At 62.7% G+C, this 22,318-nt stretch carries 20 protein-coding genes and 1 pseudogene; 15 read left to right on the top strand and 6 right to left on the bottom strand.

Going from position 1 to position 22,318, the window contains the following annotated elements:
• The first annotated feature begins 4 nt into the window (after positions 1 to 4).
• From ACSQ3Z_RS19075 to ACSQ3Z_RS19030, 10 genes are all read left to right on the top strand, one after another.
• Entirely contained in the window at positions 5 to 1,240 is a 1,236-nt protein-coding gene (locus ACSQ3Z_RS19075) for an MFS transporter (RefSeq protein ID WP_436172855.1), read from the top strand.
• A gap of 72 nt (positions 1,241 to 1,312) precedes the next feature.
• A complete protein-coding gene (locus tag ACSQ3Z_RS19070; protein ID WP_436172854.1) occupies positions 1,313 to 2,149 on the top strand; it encodes a GntR family transcriptional regulator in 837 nt (278 codons plus the stop codon).
• 201 nt (positions 2,150 to 2,350) lie between these two features.
• Positions 2,351 to 3,127 (top strand): SDR family NAD(P)-dependent oxidoreductase, encoded by a 777-nt coding sequence (locus ACSQ3Z_RS19065; RefSeq protein ID WP_436172853.1) that lies wholly within the window; start codon positions 2,351 to 2,353, stop codon positions 3,125 to 3,127.
• Between the two features lie 26 nt (positions 3,128 to 3,153).
• Complete coding sequence (locus tag ACSQ3Z_RS19060) at positions 3,154 to 3,813, top strand: L-fuculose-phosphate aldolase (RefSeq protein WP_436172852.1); 660 nt, start codon at positions 3,154 to 3,156, stop codon at positions 3,811 to 3,813.
• Between the two features lie 63 nt (positions 3,814 to 3,876).
• The gene (locus ACSQ3Z_RS19055; protein WP_436172851.1) at positions 3,877 to 4,878 is read left to right on the top strand and encodes a sugar ABC transporter substrate-binding protein; all 1,002 of its coding nucleotides are present in this window, start codon (positions 3,877 to 3,879) and stop codon (positions 4,876 to 4,878) included.
• A 100-nt stretch (positions 4,879 to 4,978) separates the two neighbouring features.
• The gene (locus ACSQ3Z_RS19050) at positions 4,979 to 6,472 is read left to right on the top strand and encodes a sugar ABC transporter ATP-binding protein (RefSeq protein WP_436172850.1); all 1,494 of its coding nucleotides are present in this window, start codon (positions 4,979 to 4,981) and stop codon (positions 6,470 to 6,472) included.
• Positions 6,469 to 7,500: an ABC transporter permease gene (locus ACSQ3Z_RS19045; protein ID WP_436172849.1), complete on the top strand. Its 1,032-nt coding sequence runs from the start codon at positions 6,469 to 6,471 to the stop codon at positions 7,498 to 7,500. The genes ACSQ3Z_RS19050 and ACSQ3Z_RS19045 overlap by 4 nt, the downstream gene beginning before the upstream one ends.
• Positions 7,497 to 8,483 carry an ABC transporter permease gene (locus ACSQ3Z_RS19040; RefSeq protein ID WP_436172848.1) on the top strand — a complete coding sequence of 329 codons (987 nt, stop codon included), beginning with the start codon at positions 7,497 to 7,499 and terminating at the stop codon, positions 8,481 to 8,483. Before ACSQ3Z_RS19045 ends, ACSQ3Z_RS19040 begins: the two co-directional genes overlap by 4 nt.
• 20 nt (positions 8,484 to 8,503) lie before the next feature.
• Positions 8,504 to 9,469, top strand: a complete 966-nt coding sequence (locus ACSQ3Z_RS19035; protein ID WP_436172847.1) for a carbohydrate kinase family protein — start codon at positions 8,504 to 8,506, stop codon at positions 9,467 to 9,469.
• Positions 9,466 to 10,233, top strand: coding sequence for an SDR family NAD(P)-dependent oxidoreductase (locus tag ACSQ3Z_RS19030; protein ID WP_436172846.1), 768 nt, complete (start codon positions 9,466 to 9,468; stop codon positions 10,231 to 10,233). The genes ACSQ3Z_RS19035 and ACSQ3Z_RS19030 overlap by 4 nt, the downstream gene beginning before the upstream one ends.
• Before the next feature lie 302 nt (positions 10,234 to 10,535).
• On the opposite strand, the gene ACSQ3Z_RS19025 is transcribed toward ACSQ3Z_RS19030, so the two are convergent.
• A complete protein-coding gene (locus ACSQ3Z_RS19025) occupies positions 10,536 to 12,377 on the bottom strand; it encodes a patatin-like phospholipase family protein (RefSeq protein WP_436172845.1) in 1,842 nt (613 codons plus the stop codon).
• Positions 12,378 to 12,523: 146 nt separating this feature from the next.
• Between ACSQ3Z_RS19025 and ACSQ3Z_RS19020 the strand changes: the two genes are divergently transcribed.
• The gene (locus ACSQ3Z_RS19020; RefSeq protein ID WP_436172844.1) at positions 12,524 to 12,946 is read left to right on the top strand and encodes an adenylate/guanylate cyclase domain-containing protein; all 423 of its coding nucleotides are present in this window, start codon (positions 12,524 to 12,526) and stop codon (positions 12,944 to 12,946) included.
• Positions 12,931 to 13,164 (top strand): adenylate/guanylate cyclase domain-containing protein, encoded by a 234-nt coding sequence (locus ACSQ3Z_RS19015; RefSeq protein ID WP_436172843.1) that lies wholly within the window; start codon positions 12,931 to 12,933, stop codon positions 13,162 to 13,164. Before ACSQ3Z_RS19020 ends, ACSQ3Z_RS19015 begins: the two co-directional genes overlap by 16 nt.
• Positions 13,165 to 13,372: 208 nt before the next feature.
• Here ACSQ3Z_RS19015 and ACSQ3Z_RS19010 read toward each other — a convergent pair whose 3' ends face one another.
• Both ACSQ3Z_RS19010 and ACSQ3Z_RS19005 read right to left on the bottom strand, forming a co-directional pair.
• Positions 13,373 to 14,818, bottom strand: a complete 1,446-nt coding sequence (locus ACSQ3Z_RS19010) for an aldehyde dehydrogenase (protein ID WP_436172842.1) — start codon at positions 14,816 to 14,818, stop codon at positions 13,373 to 13,375.
• Between the two features lie 28 nt (positions 14,819 to 14,846).
• Positions 14,847 to 15,002, bottom strand: a pseudogene (locus ACSQ3Z_RS19005) (SDR family oxidoreductase); the annotation flags it as partial.
• Between the two features lie 269 nt (positions 15,003 to 15,271).
• Between ACSQ3Z_RS19005 and ACSQ3Z_RS19000 the strand changes: the two are divergent.
• Positions 15,272 to 15,814, top strand: coding sequence for a fibronectin type III-like domain-contianing protein (locus ACSQ3Z_RS19000; RefSeq protein ID WP_436172841.1), 543 nt, complete (start codon positions 15,272 to 15,274; stop codon positions 15,812 to 15,814).
• A 154-nt stretch (positions 15,815 to 15,968) separates the two neighbouring features.
• Here ACSQ3Z_RS19000 and ACSQ3Z_RS18995 read toward each other — a convergent pair whose 3' ends face one another.
• Entirely contained in the window at positions 15,969 to 16,877 is a 909-nt protein-coding gene (locus ACSQ3Z_RS18995) for a GMC family oxidoreductase (RefSeq protein ID WP_436172840.1), read from the bottom strand.
• A 190-nt stretch (positions 16,878 to 17,067) separates the two neighbouring features.
• The gene (locus ACSQ3Z_RS18990; RefSeq protein ID WP_436172839.1) at positions 17,068 to 17,919 is read right to left on the bottom strand and encodes a LysR family transcriptional regulator; all 852 of its coding nucleotides are present in this window, start codon (positions 17,917 to 17,919) and stop codon (positions 17,068 to 17,070) included.
• A 208-nt stretch (positions 17,920 to 18,127) separates the two neighbouring features.
• Here ACSQ3Z_RS18990 and ACSQ3Z_RS18985 point away from each other — a divergent pair, with 208 nt between their 5' ends.
• Together ACSQ3Z_RS18985 and ACSQ3Z_RS18980 are read left to right on the top strand one after the other, a co-directional pair.
• Positions 18,128 to 19,360 carry a M24 family metallopeptidase gene (locus ACSQ3Z_RS18985; protein WP_436172838.1) on the top strand — a complete coding sequence of 411 codons (1,233 nt, stop codon included), beginning with the start codon at positions 18,128 to 18,130 and terminating at the stop codon, positions 19,358 to 19,360.
• Positions 19,361 to 19,497: 137 nt separating this feature from the next.
• Complete coding sequence (locus ACSQ3Z_RS18980) at positions 19,498 to 21,147, top strand: ABC transporter substrate-binding protein (RefSeq protein WP_436172837.1); 1,650 nt, start codon at positions 19,498 to 19,500, stop codon at positions 21,145 to 21,147.
• A 429-nt stretch (positions 21,148 to 21,576) separates the two neighbouring features.
• Here the strand turns inward: ACSQ3Z_RS18980 and betI are convergent, their stop codons facing one another.
• Complete coding sequence (gene betI / locus ACSQ3Z_RS18975; RefSeq protein ID WP_436172836.1) at positions 21,577 to 22,248, bottom strand: transcriptional regulator BetI; 672 nt, start codon at positions 22,246 to 22,248, stop codon at positions 21,577 to 21,579.
• Positions 22,249 to 22,318 lie beyond the last annotated feature (70 nt).

The following is a 22,318-nucleotide window of genomic DNA, read 5'->3' as shown; positions in this document are numbered from 1 at the left end:
CGCGATGGACGACAGCCGTCCTGGCGTGGCGGCCGACAGCGAACGCTGGCGTGTGCTGTCGCTGCTGTGCCTGGCGGTCGTTCTGTCGCTGACCACCTGGTTTTCGGCGACCGCCATCCTGCCCGAGCTGAAGCAGGAACTGGCTCTCGGCCCTGGCGCCGAGGCCTGGTTGACCAACGGCGTCCAGGTCGGTTTCGTGATCGGCGCGCTGGCGGCGAGCCTGGTCAACCTTCCCGACCTGGTGCGGCTCAGCCGTCTCATGGCCGCCGCAGCACTTGTCGCCGCGTTGGCCAATGCCAGCCTGCTGTTTCATCCCGAAGCGGGCAGCGCCATCGCCGCGCGCATCGTCACCGGAGCAGCACTTGCCGGCGTCTATCCGCCGGCGCTGAAGGTGGTGGCAACCTGGTTCACGCGCGACAGGGGGCTGGCGCTCGGCGCGGTCATCGGCGCGCTGACGATTGGCTCGGCACTGCCGCATCTCTTCCGCGCCGCCTTGAGCGCGCTCGACTGGCGGCCGGTGGTTGCCGCCGCCAGCCTGGCGACGGCGATCGGCGCGCTGCTGTTCCTGCTGTTTGCCAGGGAAGGGCCCTATCCGTTCGGCAAGGCGGTGTTCGAGCCGTCGCGCATCGGTCAGGTATTTCGCGAAAAGCCGCTGCTGCTCGCCAATCTCGGCTATCTCGGCCACATGTGGGAACTCTATGCCATGTGGGCGTGGCTGCTTGCCTATACGCGCGCCGCTTTCGAGGCGCAGGCCGTCGGAACGGCCGCGGCCGCCTCGCTGTCGACCTTCTTCGTCGTCGCGTCCGGCATCCTTGGCTGCCTGCTCGGAGGCTATCTTTCGGACCGCATCGGCCGAACGGCGACCACAGCCGGCATGATGGTCGTCTCGGGAAGCTGCGCATTGCTGATGGGCTTCCTGTTCACGGGGCCGCTCTGGCTGTTTATGTTCGTCGCTATCGTCTGGGGCATTTCGGTGATCGGCGATTCCGCGCAGTTCTCCGCTGCCGTCACCGAGCTCGCCGACCGTCGCTTCGTCGGCACGGCGCTGTCGGTGCAACTCGGCGCCGGCTTCGCGCTGACGGTGCTCGCCATCTGGCTGACGCCGCGCTTTGCCAACCTCATCGGCGGCTGGCGCTGGGCCTTCCTGCTGCTCGTTCCCGGCCCGCTTCTCGGGACAGTCGCCATGCTGTGGTTGCGAAACTTGCCGGAGAGCGTGAATATGGCCGGCGGCCTCCGCTAGGGAGGACGCTGCCGCCTCCTTAAGTCGCGGCAAATGATTTTGCGGCGGAACCGAATGGAACAAACGACCAGAATGCGCGGGCGTCCTCGCTACGACCAGGAAGATGCCGGAGCTGCCGAGGCGTTCCGCTCGATCGGCTCCAAGGTCCAGCTCAATCGCGACGAAGCAGCGCCGCTCTGGGTCCAATTGCGCAACCAGGTCGAGGAAGCGATCAACACCGGCCTGCTGGCGGCCAATTCGCGCATACCCTCCGAGCAGGCGCTCTGCGACTTCTTCGGCGTCTCGCGCCCGGTCGTGCGCGCCGCGATCGGCTCCCTGTCCAGCGAAGGCCGCATCATCAAGATGCCGCGCAAGGGCATGTTCGTCGCAGCACCCCGCGAGCATGTCGACTTCATGACCGCCAATCTCGGCGTGTTCGACGACCTGACGGCCAAAGGCCACAAGGTCTCGACGCGCACGCTGGAGATCTACCGCTGCCCGCCGAGCGAGAAGGAGTCCAAAGTCTTCGGCATTCCCGCCAATGGCAGCGTGGTTCGCATCAGCCGCGTCTACATGACCGACGGCTCGCCGATCACCATGACACGCATCAGCCTGCCGGGGCACCGGGTCCCCGGTCTCGAAAACATCCTGTCCGAAAACCAGTCGATCTTCGGTACCATCCGCGCGGTGTTCGGCCTGACGGTGAAGCGCGCCGACCGTTGGCTGCGCGCGGCATTGCCCACCAAGGAAGAGGCCGAGCAGATGGGCGTTGCCGCCAACACGCCGCTGATCGAAATCGAGTCGATCGCCTATGATTCGGACGGTGCGGCGCTCGAATATTACGAGGCCTTCTACAACTCCTCCGTCGCCCGCATCCACATGGCGGTCGAGCAGCCGTCGGCGACGGTGAACGGTGTCGATCGCACCTGAGTTTTATCAGTCGAAAAAGATTCTGTTTTCTGGTTATAACCAGATTGACGGACCCGGGAAGCTTCTGTAACGTCCTTGCCATGGGGTCGGGAGGAGCCTGACCACTAAGGCATTATCAGGATCGATCGGCTTGCAACGCCGCCTTAGCGGCGAGGGGAAGATTTTGCCCGCGCTCAAGCCTGGCCCTGATGGAGGATTTGCATGGACTACCGGTCGCAATTCGACCTGACGGGCGAGGTTGCCGTCGTCACTGGCGGCGCCAGCGGCATCGGTCTGGAGGCCGCCAAGGCGCTCGGCACCTGCGGCGCGCGCGTCGTCCTGCTCGACATGAATATGCAAGGTCTGGATGCAGCCGCCGAGGCGCTCACGGCCGCCGGTGTCGCAAGCGTCGATGGCCACGCGCTCGACGTCACCGATCCGCGCGCCGTCGAGGCGATGGCCGCCCAGATCGTCAGCGACCTCGGCCAGGTCGACATACTGGTCAACAGCGCCGGCATCGCCCGCCTCAACACCGCGCTCGACACATCAGACGAGGAATGGCGCCAGGTGATGGATGTCAACGTCAACGGCGTCTACTGGGCCTCGCGCGCCTTCGGCCGCTCCATGGTCGCCCGCAAGAAGGGCTCGATCGTCAATCTCGGCTCGATGTCGGGCCTGATCATCAACCGTCCGCAGACCGCGCCCTCCTACATGGTGAGCAAGGGCGCCGTGCACATGATGACCAAGGCGCTCGCCGTCGAGTGGGCGAAATCGGGCGTTCGCGTCAACGCTTTGGCGCCGGGCTATGTCGGTACCGAGATGACGCTGAAAATGCGCGAGCGGCCAGAACTCTTCAACACCTGGATCGACATGACGCCGATGGGCCGGCTCGGCGAGCCGCGGGAGATCGCTTCGGCGATCCTGTTTCTCGCCTCACCGGCGTCGAGCTACGTCACCGGCGCGATCCTGTCGATCGATGGCGGCTACACGGCCTGGTGAGGGCCGAGCAAGGATTGGAATATCGCATGACCGTTTCGGACCTAGAGGCACGCAAGGCAATCATCGACGCCTGCCTCGAGATGAACGCGCTGGGCATCAACCAGGGCACGTCAGGCAATGTCAGCCGGCGCCATGGCGAAGGCATGCTGATCTCGCCGACCAGCACGCCTTACGAGACGCTGGTGCCCGAGGATATCGTCTTCATGGCGTGGGATGGCGAGGTCGACGGGCGCCTGCCGCCGTCGAGCGAATGGCGTTTCCATCTCGACATCATGAAGGCGCGGCCCGAGGTCAACGCGGTTGTCCACGCGCATCCGACCTACTGCACGACCATCGCCATCATGGGCAGGAAGATACCGGCGATCCACTACATGGTCGCGGTCGCCGGCGGCAGCGATATTCGCTGCGCCCCTTACGCCACCTTCGGCACGGCAGAGCTCTCGGCGCATGCGGTGGAGGCGCTGCGCGACCGCAAGGCCTGCCTGCTCGCACAGCACGGCATGATCGCGGTCGGCTCCAACCTCAGCCAGGCGATGTGGCTGGCGGTCGAGGTGGAAACGCTGGCGCGCCAGTATCACGGCTGCCTGCAGCTCGGCGAACCGCCGATCCTGTCCGAGGAGGAGATCGAAAACGTCATCAAGCGCATGGCCAGCTATGGCCTACGCGACAAGGAGGCTGCTGCCTGAGCCGCAGTCATCTGGCAGAATCCTCCGGGAAGGCCCGGAGCGATCAACAAGGGAGGAATTGAAATGACCAGATCAATGAAGGGCCTCGTCAAGGCGCTCGCTTTGGGGTTGGCGGCGGCTTGCAGCCTGGCTGCCATCTCGAGCGCGAGTGCCGAGGAACTGTCGCTGAAGGGCAAGCGCATCGGCGTTTCCGCCATCGGCACCGATCACTATTGGGACCTGATGGCGTTCCGCGGCATCCAGGACCGTGTGAAGGAGCTGGGCGGCGAAGTCATAGCGCTCGACGCCGGCCGCAAGGACCAGCAGCAGATCGCGCAGCTGCAAACGCTGATCGCCCAGAAGCCCGATGCCATCATCGAGCAGCTCGGCAACCTCGAAGTGCTGAACCCGTGGCTGCAGAAGATCCGCGACGCCGGCATCCCGCTGTTCACGGTCGACACCGCGACACCGCATGCCATCAACAACACCACCTCCAACAACTACAATATCGGTGCCGAGATCGCGCTGCAGATGGTCGCCGACATGGGCGGCAAGGGCAATGTGCTGGTCTTCAATGGCTTCTACAGCGTGCCGGTCTGCAAGATCCGCTACGACCAGTTGAAATATGTGCTGACCTCGTTCCCCGACGTGAAGATCGTCGAGCCGGAACTGCGCGACGTCATCCCGAACACCGTGCAAAGCGCCTATTCCAACGTGACTGACATGCTGACCAAGTCGCCCGAGAAGGACTCGATCGGCGCGGTGTGGGCCTGCTGGGACGTGCCACAGATCGGCGCCACGCAGGCGGTCGAGGCTGCCGGCCGCAACGAGGTCAAGACCTACGGCATCGACGGCAGCCCGGAGGTCATCAAGATGGTGATGGATCCGAAGTCGTCGGCAGGCGCGGTTGCCGCGCAGCAGCCCTATGAAATCGGCAAGACATCGGTTGACAATGCCGCCAGATATCTCGCCGGCCAGAACGTGGCGCCCTTCACTTTCGTGCCTGCGGTGCTGATCAACAAGGTAAATGCCGCCGAAAAGGGAAAACCGTTCCTCGACGCGGCTGAAAAGGCTGGCGTTAAATAGGCTGAGCGTAATGGCGGGCTGCCAGGCCTTTGCGGCTGCCCGCCACCATCAACCAGGATTGACGGCCATGCAGGCAGCAAAGCGTGAAATTGCTGTATCAATGAGCGATATATCGAAGCGGTTCGGTCCGGTGCGTGCACTGGAGAACGCGAACCTTGAGATTGAGCGCGGCTCGATCCTCGGCCTCGTCGGCCAGAACGGCGCGGGCAAGTCGACGATCATCAAGGTGCTGGCCGGCATCATCCGGCCGGACAGCGGCACCATCGTCATCAATGGCGAGACTGTTACCTCGCTTTCGCCGGCATCGGTCGAAAAGCTCGGCGTGCATTTCATCCATCAGGACAGGCTGCTCGTGCCGACCGCCACGGTCGGCGAGGCGGTGTTCCTCGGCCGCGAAATCGGGTTCAGGCCGTTCGTCAACCGCCGCGCCATGGAGCGCAAGGCGGCCGATTTGTTGCAGCGGTTCTTCGGCATGGAATTGCCGACGGGAACCCTGGTCAAGGACCTGACCACGGCACAGCAGAAGGTGGTGCAGATCACACGGGCGCTGGCGCAGAAAGCGTCCGTGCTGGTGCTCGACGAGCCGACGGCGGCGCTGGTCAAGCGCGAGGTGGACAGCCTGTTCGACGTGCTGCGCCGGCTGCGCGACAACGGCATCGCCGTGGTCTTCATTTCCCACTACATGCAGGAGATCGAGAAGCTCTGCGACCGCGTCACGGTGATGCGCAACGGCACCGATGTCGGCACGGTCGACCCGCGCGAGACATCGATCGATGAGATCATCGCGATGATGATCGCCCGCGATGTTGGCGAGATGTTTCCCAAGGGTTCGGTTACGCTCGGCGCGCCGGTGCTCGAAGTCGCCAATCTGCGCCTCGGTGGCGGTTTCGAAAACATTGGCTTCAACGTTCGCGCCGGCGAGATCGTCGGCCTCACCGGCCTGCTCGGATCCGGCGCCAAGGAAATCGTGCAGTGCCTGTTCGGCCTCAAGACCGCCGATGGCGGTTCCATCAAGGTCGAGGGCAAGCAGCTGTCGCTGTCGACCCCGGTCAAGGCGGTGCGCGACGGCATCGCCATGCTGCCGGAGGATCGCCGCGCGCATGGCGTGGCGCTCGGCCTGTCGGTGCGCGAGAATATTTCACTCGCCAGCCTGCGCCGCTATTCGAAGAGCGGACTGGTCAGCCGCGGCAGCGAGAACCAGGCGGTCGATGGCCTGATCAAGGAGCTGTCGATCAAGACGCCGCACCGCGACGCGCTGGTGCGCGAACTCTCCGGCGGCAACCAGCAAAAGGTGGCGATCGCCAAATGGCTGAGCTGCCAGTCGCGCGTCTATGTTCTGGACGAGCCGACGGTGGCCGTCGATGTCGGTGCCAAGGTCGAGATCTACAATCTGTTGAACCGGCTGGCGGGCGAGGGTGCGGCGATCTTGCTTCTGTCGTCCGACCTGCTCGAGCTTGTCGGCATCTGCGACCGGGTGCTGGTCGTCTATCGCGGCAGGCTTGCCGGCACCTTCTCCGGCCCGTCGATGAACAGCGACGCGCTGCTCGCGGCCTCTTCAGGCGCCCGCTCCAACGCTGACGGAGTGGCGGCATGAGCGCGACCACTCTCCACACCGAAGCCGGCGCGTCCGACGAGGCCCGCGCCACCGGCAAAAGTGCTGGCCGGCGCTTCGCCACCCTTGTCGTGCGGCTCGGCGCGATTGCCGCCTTCGCCGCGATCATGGCCTATTTCGTCGTCTTCGCGCCGGGCTTCACCTCGACCTTCAACCTGATCAACGTCGTCGAGCAGTCGGCGATCCTCGGCGTGCTCGCCTATGGCATGACTTCCGTCATCATCGGCGGCGGCTCCGATGTCACCGAGGGCGGTATCGACCTGTCGATCGCCGCCAATATGGGCCTGTGCGCCGCCGTCTACGCAACGCTGCTGTCGATGGGCTATGGCGACTTCCTGTCGGTGCTCGCGGCCATCGCCGTCGGCATGGCGATTGGTGCGCTGAACGCCCTTGCCGTTGTCGGCCTCGGCATCCTGCCGCTGCTGGCGACGCTTGCCGTGCTCAACGTCGCGGCCGGCATGGAACTCACGCTCACCCAGAACACGGTTGTCGGCGCATCCTCCCCGCTGCTCGCCTTCCTGGTCTCTGGGAGCTTTTTCGGCATCTCGGCGCTCGCCTGGGCGCTAATCGTCTTCTCCGCGATCATCATCGCCATCATCCATGGCACGGCGTTCGGGCTGCGGCTCTACGCGGTCGGCGGCCATCCGGAAGCGGCACGCGCGGCCGGCCTCAGCGTTCCGTTCTATGTCTCCTTCACCTATGTGCTGAGCGGCTTCTGCGCGGCGGTGGCGAGCATCCTTACCGTATCGCGGCTCTCGGCCAGCACGCCCGGTTCCGGCGAACTGCTTCTGTCGGTGCTGGCGGCGGCCTTGCTCGGCACGGTCTTTTCCCGCCGCTTCGTGCCGACCATGGGCGGCACGCTGCTCAGCGTGCTGTTTATCGGCCTGCTCGCCAACGGCTTCCAGTTGCTCAACGTTTCCAGCTACTGGGTCAACGGCGTGCAAGGCGCGCTGATCCTGCTGGTGGTCGCCATCACATCCTTTGCCCGTGGCTCGGAGGGTTCAAGATGAGCGTCTCGGCCAACCCCAACACCGCCAAAGTGAGCCTGCGCGCTTTCCTCGCCAAATACAGCGTGCTCATCGCTTTTGCCGCGATCGTCATCTTCTTCGCTGTGGCGAGCCCGACCTTCCTGACCCCGGCGAACCTGTTCAACGTGCTGGTCAACAACGTCGTCATGCTGGCGATCGTGGCGCTTGGCCTCACCATCGTCATCTCGTCCGGCGGCATCGATCTTTCGGTCGGCGTGTCCGTCGACATGGCCAGCATGGTCTTCGTCATGCTGCTCGCCGCCGGCTACAGCGGCGTGGTCGGCGTCGGCGGCGGGCTGGGTGCAGCGCTCATCGTCGGCATCCTCAACGCGATCCTCATCACCAGGCTCAACATCAGCCCGTTCCTGGCGACGCTTGGCGTGCTGTTCATCGGCCAAAGCACGCAGCAGCTTGCCACCAGCGGCGGCCAGCCGATCTACCTCACCAGCGGCTATGCCAGCGACCAGTTCAACGCCATTGCCCGCACCGCTCTGTTCGGCGTACCGACACCGGTGATCGTGCTGGTCGTCTTGGCCATCGCGGTCCACGTCCTGCTGCACCGCTCCGTCTTCGGCCGCTACGTGCAGGCGATGGGCGCACAGCCGGGCGTCGCCTGGTATTCCGGCATCCGCGTGCCGCGCGAACTGTCGATGGTGCATGTGCTGTGCGCGCTGCTCGCCGGCGTCACCGGCATCCTGCTGTCGGCGACGGTGAAGTCCTACGTGCCGCTGTCCGGCAATGCTTTCCTGCTTGACGCGATCGGCGCCACCTTCATTGGCACGACGCTCAGCCGCGAACGAAAGCCCTCGGTGATCGGCACGCTGCTCGGTGTCCTCTTGCTCGCCATCGTCAAGAACGGGCTGCTGCTCGTCGGCTGGAATTTCTACTGGCAGCAAGTCGGCATCGGCGTGCTGGTCTTCCTGGTGCTGGCCGTGAGCTTCGGCCTGCGCCGCGCCACCCATTGAGTTCGAAAGGTCAGCCAACCATGCCACAATTCGACGTCAGTTCGATCGGCTTCTACGTCCTCGACATCCTGGGACGGCCGGTGTCGCGCATCCCGGAAGGCGGCCGCGCCGACTATATCGAGGAGATCCGCATGACGGTCGCCGGAACGGCCGGTGCGACCGGCATGGACTGCGCCATCCTCGGGCTGAAGACCAGGGCCGTCACCACGCTCGGGACCGACGATATGGGCGACTGGTTCCTCGCCAAGCTCGGGAAATATGGGCTGGAGTGCGGCCTAGTGCGCCGCGACGGCAGCGTCCAGACCTCCTCCACCATCCTGCCGGTGCGGCCCAATGGCGAGCGGCCGGCATTGCATGTGCCGGGAACAGCCACTTTGTTCGAAGTCACTGATGCCGATCTCGACGCTGCCTTGGATGCGACAGTCGTTCATGTCGGTGGCACCGGCCTGTTGAAGCGTTTTGATGGTGAGCCGACGGTCAAGCTGTTGAAGCGCGCCAAGGAGCTTGGCCGCACCACCACCTTCGACCTTATCCAGGCGACACCCGAAACGTGGCGGCTGGTCGAGCCGTGCCTGCCCTATATCGACTATTTCGTGCCGAGCATCGACGAGGCCGGCGAGATGGCGCATGACCGGGATCCTGGCCGCGTCGCCGCTTTCTTCAAGGCCAAGGGTGTGAAGAACTGCATTCTCACGCTCGGCGCCGGCGGCGTCCATGTCTCGCCGGAGCATGGCGAGGATTTTCATCTGCCGGCCTTCGACGTCGAGGTGTTCGACACCACGGGCTGCGGCGATTCCTTCACTGCCGGCATCATCGTCGGCATCGTCAAGGGCTGGGATCTCAGGCAGTCGGCGCGCTTCGCCACGGCGGTCGCCGCCAAGGTGGCGATGGGCCTCGGCTCTGACGGCAAACTCGTTTCATTCGACGACACGATCGCGGCGATGAATTCGCTCCCGGTCAAGACTTCAAAGGTGCAAGCGGCATGACCATTCTTCCCGAAGCGAAGGGCAAGACGGCACTCGTCACCGGCGCCAGCCGCGGCATCGGCAGGTCGCTCGCCAAGGGGCTTGCCGAGGCCGGCTTCGATGTCGCCGTCACCGATCTCCGGTCGCAGGCCGCCGAGCTCGACGTGACCAGAGGCGAGATCGAGGCGGCGGGCCACAAGGCCTATGTTTACACGATGGATGTCAGCAAGAAGCGCGACATCGAGGCAACGGTCGACGCGCTGCTCGAGGCGGCCGGCAGCATCGACGTTCTGGTCAACAATGCCGGCATCCTGAAGCCGAGCCTGCTCCAGGACCTCGACGAGGCCAGCTGGGACGCGCATTTCAATGTCAATGCCAAGGGTGTGCTGATGATGTGCCAAGCCGTGCTGCCGCATATGCGCGCCAAGCGATCGGGCCGGGTCATCAACATCGCTTCCATCGCCGGGCGGCAAGGCGTGCCGACGCAAGGCCATTACGCGGCAACGAAAGCGACCGTGATCACGTTGACGCGAGTTCTGGCGCAGGAAGTCGGCATGGACGGCGTCACCGTCAACGCCATCTGCCCCGGGATCATCCTGACCGAGATGGGCAGGAACAATCTCGGCAGCGAGACGGCCATCCACCATTGGGAAGATGTCGCGGCGCTGAAGCGTCTCGGCGCGCCGGAGGACGTCGTCGGGCCGGTGCTGTTCTTCGCTTCGAACCTGTCGGCTTTCGTCACCGGACAGTCGCTCAACGTCGACGGCGGCATCTACTACCACTGACCTTCGTAGGGGTGGCCTGCGTGATCGCGTACTGATTGTGTCTTTCGATGGTTTGAGCTTTGGACCGCGCCCTGTGAGCCTACGGCTCGACCATTGCCTCGATGATGGTCTTCGCCTTGGCCTCTGGGACCAGTTCGACACAAGGTACGACGTCCCAAAGGGATACGAAACCTGAGTCCGCTTCCGCGGCGTACGATCGAATGGCTCGGCGACGTCATTCGTCAACCGAGAGCGGATCTGCGATTGTCGCGATCTCGGTTATCTCATCAAGTTTGTCACCAAACCCGATGGGTTTGCCGCCTCTAACAAGTAGGCACATTGCCGAGCACCGCTAGGAGTCTGGGATCGTTCTGGCGGAGATGTTCCTCGATCCACCGGGTCGTGGTGTCGTAGGCGTCGGAGAACAACTCGGAATGCCGACTCCAATCCATGAAGCTGATCGCGCTGGAAATCTGGGGGCAGACAAGCACATCCTCTTCGCCCAGGGCAATGTCTTGCGGCCCGTGTGCCAACATGCTCGCCGCAATGACCTGAAACATGCTGGGGATCTTGGGCAATCGAGCACGACCGAAAGGGTTCAGCATGGCGACCGCCAGTTCGGAAGCCCCGGGGATGCGCTCATAGTCGACGTGGTATTTCTGCGGTGCATTCGACCCCAAGCTCACCACAACATTGGGACCGGTCTTCAGTTCCTTCATCTGATCAAGCGGCAAGTTGTTCGTGATGGCGCCGTCCACCAGCATATCGCCGTCAGCCGTGAAGAACGGCGGCAGGACGCCCGGGAGGGAACCTGATGCCCGAACCGCCTGCCAGAGCTTTCCCCGACGGTGGACATAGGGCGCACGGCCGCTCAGATCGGTCGAAAGCGCAAAGAACGGAAGCCAAAGATCCTCGATCAGAACGTCGCCGTATTCCGCCCGAAGCGCCCGATCGAACGCCTTGTGATCCAGAAGTGCGAAGCGCGGTAATGTTGGACGGCGAAGTGCCCGACTCTTGATGAATATGTTGTGTGTGCTCCGATCGATCTGCTTCGCATCCAATCCTCTGGCGAAGCCGGCCATCATCGCTGCTCCGGAACTCGTGCCGCCAAGATAGTCGAAGCGCGCGCCCGCCTCGACGAAAGCCTTGTAGACGCCCAGATGAGCGCTACCGAGGGACCCACCCCCGGCCGCTAAAAAGCCTAGTGCCTTGCCGGAAACAAATCGGACGAGGCGTTCGACGTCAGAGCCGTCCAGCAATGCAACATGATGATGATGGCCAATATCGGGACGCCTATCCAGCCATGCAGAGGTACCCGAGACAGCTGCTGAGCGACTTTCGTGAACGAGGACGAGCCGCCCGGTCGATGGTGGATGCACCGAAAGCGCCAGTTCCTCGGATGGGTTCACCTGAGGCGAGCACGACGCGTTGGCAAGGAACAGGACTGAATCCGCCTGGCGAATGCAGACACCTGTCCATTCACTCGGCTCTTCATCGGCTACATAGACGATGAATTCGGTTTCCGACTCCAATTCATTCAACCAGTTGAGGATCGACGGGTCGTCGGCCGGAAGACCGGAAAATCTAGCGTCTATATCCAACCGGCTTACGAACTGAGCGTGCGCAACGGAGCCGAATGCCTGCCGCAGGTGCCCGACAAAGGTTGACGAGACATTGTGACTTCCGCCAGCTGCAATGATCGCAAGCGTTCGGATCCTGGCAGGTTTCTCGAGACGTGACAAACTTGGAGATTGGTTCGCAAAGCGGCGTGCCAGAAATGTCGTGACGGCCTCTCTCAGGCCTGGCAAGGTCTCGGCCGCCTTCTCGAAATGATTGCGACTGATCTCAAGGACGATCGAATCGCGCGCTGCGCGGACGGTGGCCATCCGGGGCAGGTCTGCGAAGAAGCCGATTTCACCGACCAGTTCACCCTGAGCGATTTCCGCTACCGAGCCAGTTGAATCTCGTTTGTGGACCGTAAAGCGACCCGACAGGACGATGAAAAACCTGTCCGATGGATCGCCTTCGCGAACCAGAACCTCGCCGCGTCTCAGCACGCGACGATCGGATTCGGCAGCTAAGGTCTCGAGCGCCAGCAACGACGCCCGATCGAACATCAATGTCGCCGACAGTAATCTCGCTGCGACAGAATCGACGGAGGACATCTAGCCATCCCTCGGGAGGCGTTCTCCCCCGGCAATTGTAACCTGCGGCCAATCGTTTTTGCGCTCGGTCCGCATGGTCCAAATCTTAGGCTACTATTCGGCTCAAGACGACACAGATATGCGCGAGCCCGAGGATTATTGTGGTTATGACGTTGGTCTTTTCGGCTTTGGCTACTACGGCGGCCAACTCGGTCACCTGGTCCGTCATCGCAGACGTCCCGACGTTGTTGACCGCGCGAATCCAATTTCCCTCGGCGATTCGATTGGCCGACGCACCGAGCAAGAGCGCCAGGATCGCCAAAGCTACGCCTAGGGTCATCCCGATATTGCGGGCACTTGCCGACTCGAACACGCCGCTGGCAGAAGGCCACAGGTTGGAGAAGATTAAGACCATCGGCGACGCCTATATGGTAGCTGGCGGCATGCCGGAATTGCGCGAAGGCCATGCGGCAGCCGTCGCAGAAATGGCGCTCGACATGCTCGATGCTGTAATAAGCTGGCTGCGCTGCAGAGTGATGATCTCACAGTTCGCATCGGGATTCACACAGGTCCGGTGGTCGCTGGAGTGATCGGTACCCGAAAGTTATTCTATGACGTGTGGGGGGACACTGTGAATACGGCGGCAAGGATGGAATCGCAGGGCAGGGCCGGAAAGATTCAGGTGACCGAGGACGCCAAGATTACCCTCGGCAGTTCATACACATTCCAGCCTCGAGGGCTGATCAATGTCAAGGGGAAGGGACCTATGCGTTTATTTTACCTGAAAGGGCGCTGTTCTCGTCGCTAAAATCACTGCCCTCGCAAACGATCTTTGCCGCCGTCGCGGGCCTTGTTTATCTCTTTCACGGTCTTGGCGAGCTTTTACGGTCCCGCTCGGCGAGTAGCATTCTTGAAAACCTTATCGATAGCGTGCGCACGCAGATGGTAGCTACAAGCCAACGGGCTGCGGTTATCCCAAGGTGGCAAAGACATCCGTATTCCAAAATGCCATTTGATCAGAAAGGATAATGCTGGTTCGGGTCCTCAATCGTCACCCAGCGCAAATCGGTGAACTCGGCGATCGAGGCCTTGCCGCCGAAACGGCCATAGCCCGAGCCCTTGACGCCGCCAAAGGGCATCTGCGCCTCGTCGCCGACGGTCGGGCCGTTGATGTGGCAAATACCGGCCTGGACGCGAGCGGCAACCGCCATTGCGCGTTTGATGTCGCGGCTGAATACGGCTGACGACAGGCCGTATTCGGTGTCGTTGGCCACATGTACGGCCTCGTCCTCGCCCTTCACCCGGATCACCGGTTTGACCGGTCCGAAGGATTCTTCGGCATAGACGCGCATTGCCGGTGTCACGTGGTCGAGCAGCGTTGCCTCCACCACGGTTCCGCTTCGCTTGCCGCCAGCGACCAGCTTCGCGCCCTTGGCGAGCGCGTCGGCGACGAATTCCTCCATCTTGTCGGCCGCCTGGCTGCTGATCAGCGAGCCCAGCACGACATGGCCGCGCGGGTCGCCGGCCGGCAGTTTCGAAGCGCGAGCCGCGAGTTTGGAGACGAACTCGTCGGCAACCTTTTCATCGACGATCAGGCGCTCGGTCGACATGCAGATCTGGCCCTGGTGCATGAAGGCGCCGAAAGTGGCGGCATTCACCGCCGCATCGATATCGGCATCGTCGAGCACCAGCAGCGGCGCCTTGCCGCCGAGTTCGAGCAGCGCCGGCTTCAGGTGCCGCCCCGCCAACTCGGCAATGATCCTGCCGACCTTGGTCGAGCCGGTGAAGTTGACGCGCTTGACCGCTGGATGTGCGACGAGCGTTTCGACGATGCCAGCAGCGTCCTTCGGATCGTTGGTAACAACATTGATGACGCCCTTGGGCAGGCCAGCCTCGACCAGTACCTGGCCGATCAACCGATGCGTGCCGGGGCACATTTCCGAAGCCTTGAGCACCACCGTGTTGCCACAGGCGATCGGCATCGCCACGGCGCGGGTGCCGAGAATGACCGGCGCATTCCATGGCGCGATGCCGAGACATACGCCCGCCGGCTGGCGAATCGCCATGGCCAGCGTGCCGGGCTTGTCCGACGGGATGATCTCGCCGGAGATCTGCGTCGTCATGGCCGCGGCCTCGCGCAGCATGTTGGCCGCCAGCATGACGTTGAAGCCGGCCCAGGGCCCGGTGGCACCCGTCTCTTCAATCATCAGCTTCGTGAATTCGCCAACTTTGGAAGCCATCACGTCCGCCGCCTTCGTTAGCAGAGCACGGCGCTTGCCGGGGCCTGTCTTCGACCACGCTGGAAAAGCGGCCGCTGCGGCGTCGACCGCGGCATTGGCGTCCGCGACACTGGCCGCGGCGGCGCGCGTCGCCAGTCTGCCGGTGAACGGGTCCAGGCGTTCGTAGTAAGCCTTCCCTGTCGCCGCCCTTTCGTCGCCGTCGATCAGAAGTCCGATATCCATTGTTCTTTCCCCCGCTCTGGATAGAGCCTTAGAAGCCGAGCATTTCGGCATTGATCGAGGCCTCGAGGCCACCGTCAACCGGCAGATTGGCGCCGTTGACCCAGCATGCTCCGTCCGAACACAAGAACAGCACGACAGGCGCGATTTCGCCCGAAATGCCGGCGCGCCCGACCTTGGTGATGTTGATCCTCCTTCGCCACAGTGCACTAGGGTTTTGGTTCGGTAAAATGATATTTTACGGTGTTTCGTTAACCCCTGGGTTAGGAAATCCCCGACGAGACCGGAGCCCGCTTCGAACGGTCCACCGCTTCAGGCCACCCCGCTTGCCGCTTCGCGAATGGTTTGCAGCAGGATCGTGAAGGCGGCGAGGGGGGGCGGTGTCGCCACCGGCGCCAAGGGCCTCGACGACCGAAGCGCGTTTGCGCAAGCTTCACCGTTACCAACATCGGAGCGGTGGAAGGCAAGGAAATCTGCCAGCTCGATGCCCGCCACGGCAAGCCGCGCCTCAAACTGCCGATCCGCGGACTGAAGGGCTTCCGCAAGGTTGCGCTGCGCTCCGGCGAGAGCCGCAGGATCACCATCGAGCTGACAGCGCGGGATCTCTGCGCCTTCGACCCGGTGCGCGGGGACTGGACACTCGACAGCGATACGATCGCGATTGAGGTCGGTGCTTCATCGCGGGATATCCGGCTGATGGCGGATCTGCGAACCTTCTCGGCCGTCTCGGAGCATCGGCGCATCGAAAGGGACACGCAGTCGGTCTTCGTGCTGCGAAATCCTGAAGCACGGCGGAAGTTCATCGTCTTTCTGCAAAGCCAGCTCGGCATCTCCGCACAGGAGGCGGACACGATGCTGGAGCACTGCGCCAACTCCTTCGTCGGCATATTCACGACTTTCGACCGCCGCGTTCGCCAGCGGTTTCCGAAGGCCGACAACGAAAGGCTGCTGTGCGAGATCAACGGCGAGACGGGTGAGCGGGACGATCAAGCCGCTTGAGCCCGACACGGGCGCTTGCCTGTCTCGGTCCAGCGTGTGGCCGGAGCACCGTTGAAAAGGGAGCGGTTCAGCGTCTGATTCATTGACCGCTCCAACCATTTGTTTTTGCGCGATTATGGACGGAAGGCCGCTACGCTCTTTTTCTCGAATTGCGCTACAGCGACGATCCCCGTCCCAGGATCATGTCCGCTGCCCGCTGTCCGATCATCATGCTGGGCGCATTGGTGCTGCCGCAAATCAGCTTCGGCATGACGGACGCATCCGCGACCCGCAAGCCAGCGATGCCGCGCACCTTCAGCGTTGCCGGATCGACGACGGCCTTGGCGTCCGTTCCCATCTTGCAGGTCCCCACGGGGTGATAGACGGTCAGCGCTCCGGCGCGCAGATAGGCGAGGATTTCATCATCTGTACGGACATCCTTGCCCGGCAGCATCTCCGTACCCCTGATCGCGTCGAACTCGGATGCGGCAAAGATCTGACGCGCGATCTTGATGCCTTCGACCAGCACTTTGGCGTCCTCCTCGTTTGAGAAGAAGCGATGATCGATCAGCACGTCCCGGTTCGATGCCTGACCTGACAGCTTGACTTCGCCAACGCTTTTGGGCCTGAGCACGCAGGTGTGGATTGCGTAGCCATGTCCGTACTCCACCAGCCTGCCGCGATGGCTGCGATAGCCGGGCACGAAGTGGAACTGGACGTCGGGAATGCCATTCGCGTACTTCGTCCTGGCGAAGCCGCCGGCCTCGACATAGTTGGTGGTGAGCATGCCCTTGCGGCCGGCAAAATACTGAAAGGGCGCCGCCAGCACTCGGGGCAGGTTGGGCAGCGACAGGCCGAGCGTCCTGGTGCTCGAGGAGCGGACCGTGATCATGCCGTCGACATGGTCCTGAGGGTTCTTGCCCACGCCTGGCAAGTCGACAACCGGCTTTATGCCGATCGTTTGAAGCTCGGCGGCTTCCCCGATGCCGGACGCCAGCAAGATCTTCGGCGAGTTGATCGCGCCGGCCGCGAGCACGATCTCGCGGCGGGCAGACAGCGTCTTCTGCTCGCCCTTGTGCCGCACCCGCACCCCTGACCGTTGAGCAAATCCGGCGCTGTGACGAGATGCTGGAGAGGCTTCTGGACAAACTGAAAGCGGGTATTTTTCTCGGCTGAGCTACACTAGTAGCATCACCGGTGGCAGTGTCCTTTGGACAAGAGGCGGTCAGCTCGGCGCGGCGCCAACGATACCGTCGGCTTCTTCCCTAAGCTTCTCACCTGATGGCTGAGGCAAACGTATTCAGAATGCTCACATTGCCCTCCATGAGTTTCGACCTGCCGAAGACATGCCAGGTGACGTGCACAGGTTTCGGGGCTAGATCGCAAAGCGTGACCCCGTGCGACGCCGCATCTCGTGGCACACACCAGGCCGGCAGGATGCTCGCTCCGAACCCTGAGGCAACCAGTTCAATGATGGCGCTCGTCGACTCGATTCGGACGATCTCCTTCGGCCAGACGCCTGCCGGGCTGAAGTAACGTTCGTATTCGAAGCCGTGCGCCGGGTGGTATGAAAAGGCGAGATATCTCTGTCTGCCAAAGAATTCGGCTTGCAACGGCGCGCCGGTCTCACCGGAAAGCGGCACGACGCCCACCAGCCTGTCCTGGAACAACGGTATCGACGGCAGGCTTTCGAGTTCCGGACTGCCCGGTGACAAGAACAGGTCGGCGCTTCCGGCGACAACAGCGGATTGCAGATCGTGGTTCGCCAGCCTGACGAGTTCGAGCTTGAGCGCGCCGTGCTCCTTGCTCAACGCAGCCGCGACCACCGGCAACCAATGGACATGATCGTAGTGGCCGACGGCTATCCGCAACACCGGCGATGTGCCGCGATGCAGCTGAATGGCGTCGGCTTCCGCGGTCTTCAGCGTATCTTCGGCATAGACAGCGGCTTCCAGCAGCCGCTCGGCTGCTTCCGTCAATCGGATCCCTCGACCCACTCGGTCGAAAAGGCGAATGCCGAGCCGGCGCTCGGCCTCCCGGACCTGATGGCTGGCGGCCGGCTGCGTCAGGCCCAGAGATGTTGCGGCGGCGCTGAGCTGGCCGTGCCGGCGCACGGCGATCAGCAACTGGTAGTGTCTGCGGTCAAGGTAGGTCATATGAGAATTTAGAATGATTTGCCGAGGAATAATCAATTGGAATTCGCGCTGCCCCGAGCGCAGTTTTGCCTGGCCGCAACGCCTCGCGTTGGGCCCGGCATCCCGGACACCGCATCAAGTCATTCGACCAAATTAACGGCGGACGCAGTTTGCGCCCTCCGGGAGGGAAGCATTTTTCATGTCGAGCCTCGTACACGACGCTGCCGAGCGATACGCCACGCTGTCGCTGGACACCGTGCGCAGCGTCGAGATGCTTCGGCTCGACCGCGTTCGCCAGCAAGCCGCCACCCACAATCTCTCGGCCGTGCTGCTCTTCGATCCCGTGAACATCCGCTACGCCACCGGTGTGCGCAACATGCAGGTCTACTCGGCGCGCAATCCGGCGCGCTATGTGTTCATTCCGGTGGTCGGGCCGGTTGTGCTGTTCGAATACCGTGCCTGCGAGCATCTGGCCGAAAACCGCCCCACCGTCGACGAGATCCGGCCGGCGCGGCCGATCATGCCGCTGCACTCCGGCCACAAACATATCGGCTACCTCAGCGCGTTCGTCGCCGACATCGAGGAACTGGTCGCCAGGCATGGTGTCAACGGTCGCCGCATCGGCGTCGAGGCGACGACGACCGGAGCGATGCTGGCGCTCGCCGCGGCAGGTTTTGACATCATCGACGCCCAGATCCCGGTGGAAAAGGCGCGCGGCCTCAAGGTTCCCGGCGAAGTCGACATAATCCGCGCCTCCTTGCGCCTTACCGAGGCTGCTGTGCGCGAAATGGAGGCGGCGCTGGTTCCGGGCGTCACCGAGAACGAGCTGTGGTCGGTGCTGCACCGGAAACTGATCGCCGGCGGCGGCGACTATATCGAAACGCGGCTTCTGACCTCTGGCGCGCACACCAATCCCTGGTTCCAGGAGACTTCGGACAAGGTCATCCAGGCCGGCGATCTGGTCGCTTTCGATACCGACGCGGTCGGCTGCTACGGCTACTACAGCGACTTCTCCCGCACATTTCTGACCGGCGACGGCAGGGCCTCCGCGGCGCAACGGACGATCTACGGGCTTGCCCAGGAGCAGATCGAGAAGAACGTCAATTTGCTGCGCCCAGGGCTTGGCTTCCGGGAGTTCGCGGAGAGCGCCTGGCTGATCCCCGGCGCCTACCAGAAGCACCGCTACCTCTCCGTGCTGCATGGCTGCGGCATGACCGGCGAGTACCCGATCATCGCGCACGCCTCGGACTGGGACGATGTCGGTAACGACGACAATGAGGTTTTCGTCCCCGGCATGACGGTCTGCGTCGAAAGTTTCATCGGCCACGAGGACGGTGGTGAGGGGGTAAAGCTCGAGGAGCAGGTGCTGATCACCGAGACCGGGGTCGAGAGGCTGTCGGTCTACGGATATTGCGACCGGCTCTCGGCCTGAGCGCGCCGCGATGTGCCTGGCAATTTCGAAGCGCCTGTTGTCGGGCGAATGGGACACGTCTCGGATCGATGCCGAGGCGAAGGGAGAGCAGGCTGCCTGCGGGGAGCGGTGCGAGGAATGTGAGAGGAGAACATCAGATGACGACAGTCTCAGAGATGAATTGCCAGACCAGGACGAAGGTGGCGGTCTTTGCGCAGGAGACGCGAGCCGGGCGACTTGACCGCCGCGAGTTCCTGGCAATCGCCAGCGCCTTCGGCCTGTCCACGGCTGCTGCCTATACGATGATAGGCTTGTCGGCGCCGACTCCGGCGCGCGCCGGAGAGCCGGTGAAGGGCGGCGTCCTGAAGGTCGCGACAGCGGTCAAGGGCATGAAGGATCCGCGCACATTCGACGAGGCTGAACTTGGCAATGCCGGGCGGCAATTTCTGGAAACTCTCGTCAAATACACGGCGGACTTCACCTTCGAGCCGATGCTGCTGGAGCGATGGGAGGTCAATGCCGACGCGACAGAGTATGTCCTCCATCTGCGCAAGGGCGTGAAGTGGAACAATGGCGACGATTTCAGCGCCGATGACGTGATGTTCAACATCGCGCGCTGGTGCGAGAAGGGTGCTCCCGGCAATTCGATGGCCGGGCGCATGGGGGCGCTGATCGACGAAAAGTCCGGCAAGCTGCGTGACGGCGTCGTTACGAAGGTCGACGAGCATACGGTCCGCTTGCAGCTGGCAGCGTCCGACATCTCGATCATCCCAAGCCTCTCGGATTACCCCGCTCTGCTCGTCCACCGTGACTACGACAAGTCCGGCGGCAACCTGTTGGCCAATCCCGTCGGCACCGGGCCGTTCGAGCTCGTTTCCTACGAAGTCGGGCAAAGGGCGGTCTTCAAGCGCCGCGAACACGGATCCTGGTGGGGCGGCGAGGTCTATCTTGATGGCGTCGAGTTCATAGACTACGGCTCGGACCCCACGGCGCTGGTCAGTGCTTTCGAGGCGGAAGAAGTCCACACCAACTATGAGACGACGGGCGACATGGTCGCGGTGATGGACGGGCTCGGCTTGCAGAAATCCGAAATCCTGACCGCTGGCACCATCGTCGCGCGCACCTCGGTGCAAGCCAAGCCCTACGACGACGTGCGGGTTCGCAGGGCGCTGCAGCTGGCGGTCGACAATTCGGCTGTGCTGCTTCTCGGCTATGCCGGGCTGGGTTCGCCCGCCGAGAACCATCATGTCTGCCCCATCCAGCCCGACTACGCCAAACTGCCGCCAGTCGCCCGCGACCTGGCGCAGGCCAAGGCACTCATTGCCGAGGCCGGCCAGGTGGATTTCGAGCATGAGCTGATCTCGCTCGACGAGGAGTGGCACAAGAACACCGGCGACGCGGTTGCAGCCCAGCTGCGGGAGGCGGGGTTCAAGGTCAAGCGCACGGTGCTGCCGGGATCTACGTTCTGGAACGACTGGACGAAATATCCATTCTCGCTGACGGTGTGGTCGATGCGCCCGCTCGGCGTGCAGACGCTGGCCATCGCCTACCGCACAGGCGAGGCGTGGAACGAGAGCTCGTTTTCCGATAAGGCATTCGACGAGATCGTTACGAAGGCCTTATCCGTCGCCGATCACACGACGAGGCGCGAGCTTATCGGCAAGGCCGAAAAGATCCTCCAGGATTCGGGCGTCATCATCCAGCCATTCTGGCGCAAGCTGTTTTGCCACTCGGCTTCGGCCGTGCAGGGTCGCAGGATGCATCCGACGGGGGAGACCTATTTCGACAAGGCCTGGCTTCAAGCCTGAGGTCTGGTGACGCACCTTGGGCAATCGCGGCGGTGCAAGGTCATGCTGGGCGCCCTGACCGCAAAGCAACTGCAAAAAGTTGCCCATCTTGCGGGCGAGGGGAACTGTCGATCTCGATCGGCCGTACCGCTCGCTTGGAAGAGAGCATTCAGATGATCGCTGATTGGAGGCGGGCCTGCGGGTCAAGGGTAAGGCCGTGTCTTGGGCGCAAGGCGTCCCCGGCGGGCCACCCAATCCTTGGTAGTCCGCAGTGCCAGGCGAGTGAGCGGGCGAGTGGATGCCATGACGTAGGTAGCAGCTCGTTCGAACGTCTATCGCAGCCGGCTAAGCGCAAACTGCCGAATTAGGCGGGAAGTTAAAGGGGTCTTTCAATGGATAGAACTGCAGGAAACAACAATAAACTAAAAACTATTATACTTCTTAATCGGCCTAATCTGGGGTATCCCTTAGAGAGTAGGCTCTAAGAAATCGTTCGATGACGGACAGGATGCTTTTTCGATGCGCGTCGTAGTCTTGAGAGGCTGGATCCGAGGCCATGAGAACCCAGAAGCCGGTTACCATGGCGAACAAGCCGCGTGACAGAGCTTCCGCGTCCGTACTCGAAAGCTCTTCATTGAGTAGGGCACGAAGTTTGCCGCGGACGGTCATTTCCGCATTCAATTGGATCTCTTGCAACGCGGGGCTGTGTCGAAGGCGCGCTACGAGCACGTACCAAGCGGTGACAATTTCGGGCGTGAGTTGATCCGGGCTTAGATATCCCAACAGGATGCTCTTTACCCGGGCGGCAGGAGACTGCTGCGAATTCGATGCACGTTCCGCGTTTGCCAGGATCTTGGCGTAAAGCGCATCATAGGTGGCATTCAGCAGGCCATCCTTGTCTCCGAAGTAGTGGCCCACGATTCCGGCGGTTAATCCGGCGCGTTTCGCGATGCGCTGAATGCTTGTCTTTTCAAGGCCGTCCTCATGGATCGACACGATCGTCGCCTCGATAAGTTGTTCCCTGCGTTCCTGCCACGTTTTGTGCTGACCCATCGTTTGTGCCCTGCCGACTCCAAGTTCACGTTGTCGCCTCTCATAGGTGGTGTTCGCAACGGTTTCCATTGAGGAGCCTTCCCACAAGCCTCTTACATGGATTTTTGTTGCACCGTTCAGCAAAAATGTTACCGTCCGC

Source organism: Mesorhizobium sp. LjNodule214, assembly GCF_964252735.1.
Lineage (GTDB): Bacteria > Pseudomonadota > Alphaproteobacteria > Rhizobiales > Rhizobiaceae > Mesorhizobium.
The sequence above is the reverse complement of the archived record's forward strand: the minus strand, read 5'-3'. Positions and strand labels throughout refer to the sequence as shown.

Coding starts and splice junctions, on each gene's coding strand:
- ACSQ3Z_RS19075 (WP_436172855.1), top strand. CDS start 5: ATGGACGACAGCCGTCCTGGCGTGGCGGCCGACAGCGAACGCTGGCGT.
- ACSQ3Z_RS19070 (WP_436172854.1), top strand. CDS start 1,313: ATGCGCGGGCGTCCTCGCTACGACCAGGAAGATGCCGGAGCTGCCGAG.
- ACSQ3Z_RS19065 (WP_436172853.1), top strand. CDS start 2,351: ATGGACTACCGGTCGCAATTCGACCTGACGGGCGAGGTTGCCGTCGTC.
- ACSQ3Z_RS19060 (WP_436172852.1), top strand. CDS start 3,154: ATGACCGTTTCGGACCTAGAGGCACGCAAGGCAATCATCGACGCCTGC.
- ACSQ3Z_RS19055 (WP_436172851.1), top strand. CDS start 3,877: ATGACCAGATCAATGAAGGGCCTCGTCAAGGCGCTCGCTTTGGGGTTG.
- ACSQ3Z_RS19050 (WP_436172850.1), top strand. CDS start 4,979: ATGAGCGATATATCGAAGCGGTTCGGTCCGGTGCGTGCACTGGAGAAC.
- ACSQ3Z_RS19045 (WP_436172849.1), top strand. CDS start 6,469: ATGAGCGCGACCACTCTCCACACCGAAGCCGGCGCGTCCGACGAGGCC.
- ACSQ3Z_RS19040 (WP_436172848.1), top strand. CDS start 7,497: ATGAGCGTCTCGGCCAACCCCAACACCGCCAAAGTGAGCCTGCGCGCT.
- ACSQ3Z_RS19035 (WP_436172847.1), top strand. CDS start 8,504: ATGCCACAATTCGACGTCAGTTCGATCGGCTTCTACGTCCTCGACATC.
- ACSQ3Z_RS19030 (WP_436172846.1), top strand. CDS start 9,466: ATGACCATTCTTCCCGAAGCGAAGGGCAAGACGGCACTCGTCACCGGC.
- ACSQ3Z_RS19025 (WP_436172845.1), bottom strand. CDS start 12,377: ATGTCCTCCGTCGATTCTGTCGCAGCGAGATTACTGTCGGCGACATTG.
- ACSQ3Z_RS19020 (WP_436172844.1), top strand. CDS start 12,524: ATGACGTTGGTCTTTTCGGCTTTGGCTACTACGGCGGCCAACTCGGTC.
- ACSQ3Z_RS19010 (WP_436172842.1), bottom strand. CDS start 14,818: ATGGATATCGGACTTCTGATCGACGGCGACGAAAGGGCGGCGACAGGG.
- ACSQ3Z_RS18985 (WP_436172838.1), top strand. CDS start 18,128: ATGTCGAGCCTCGTACACGACGCTGCCGAGCGATACGCCACGCTGTCG.
- ACSQ3Z_RS18980 (WP_436172837.1), top strand. CDS start 19,498: ATGACGACAGTCTCAGAGATGAATTGCCAGACCAGGACGAAGGTGGCG.
- betI (WP_436172836.1), bottom strand. CDS start 22,248: ATGGAAACCGTTGCGAACACCACCTATGAGAGGCGACAACGTGAACTT.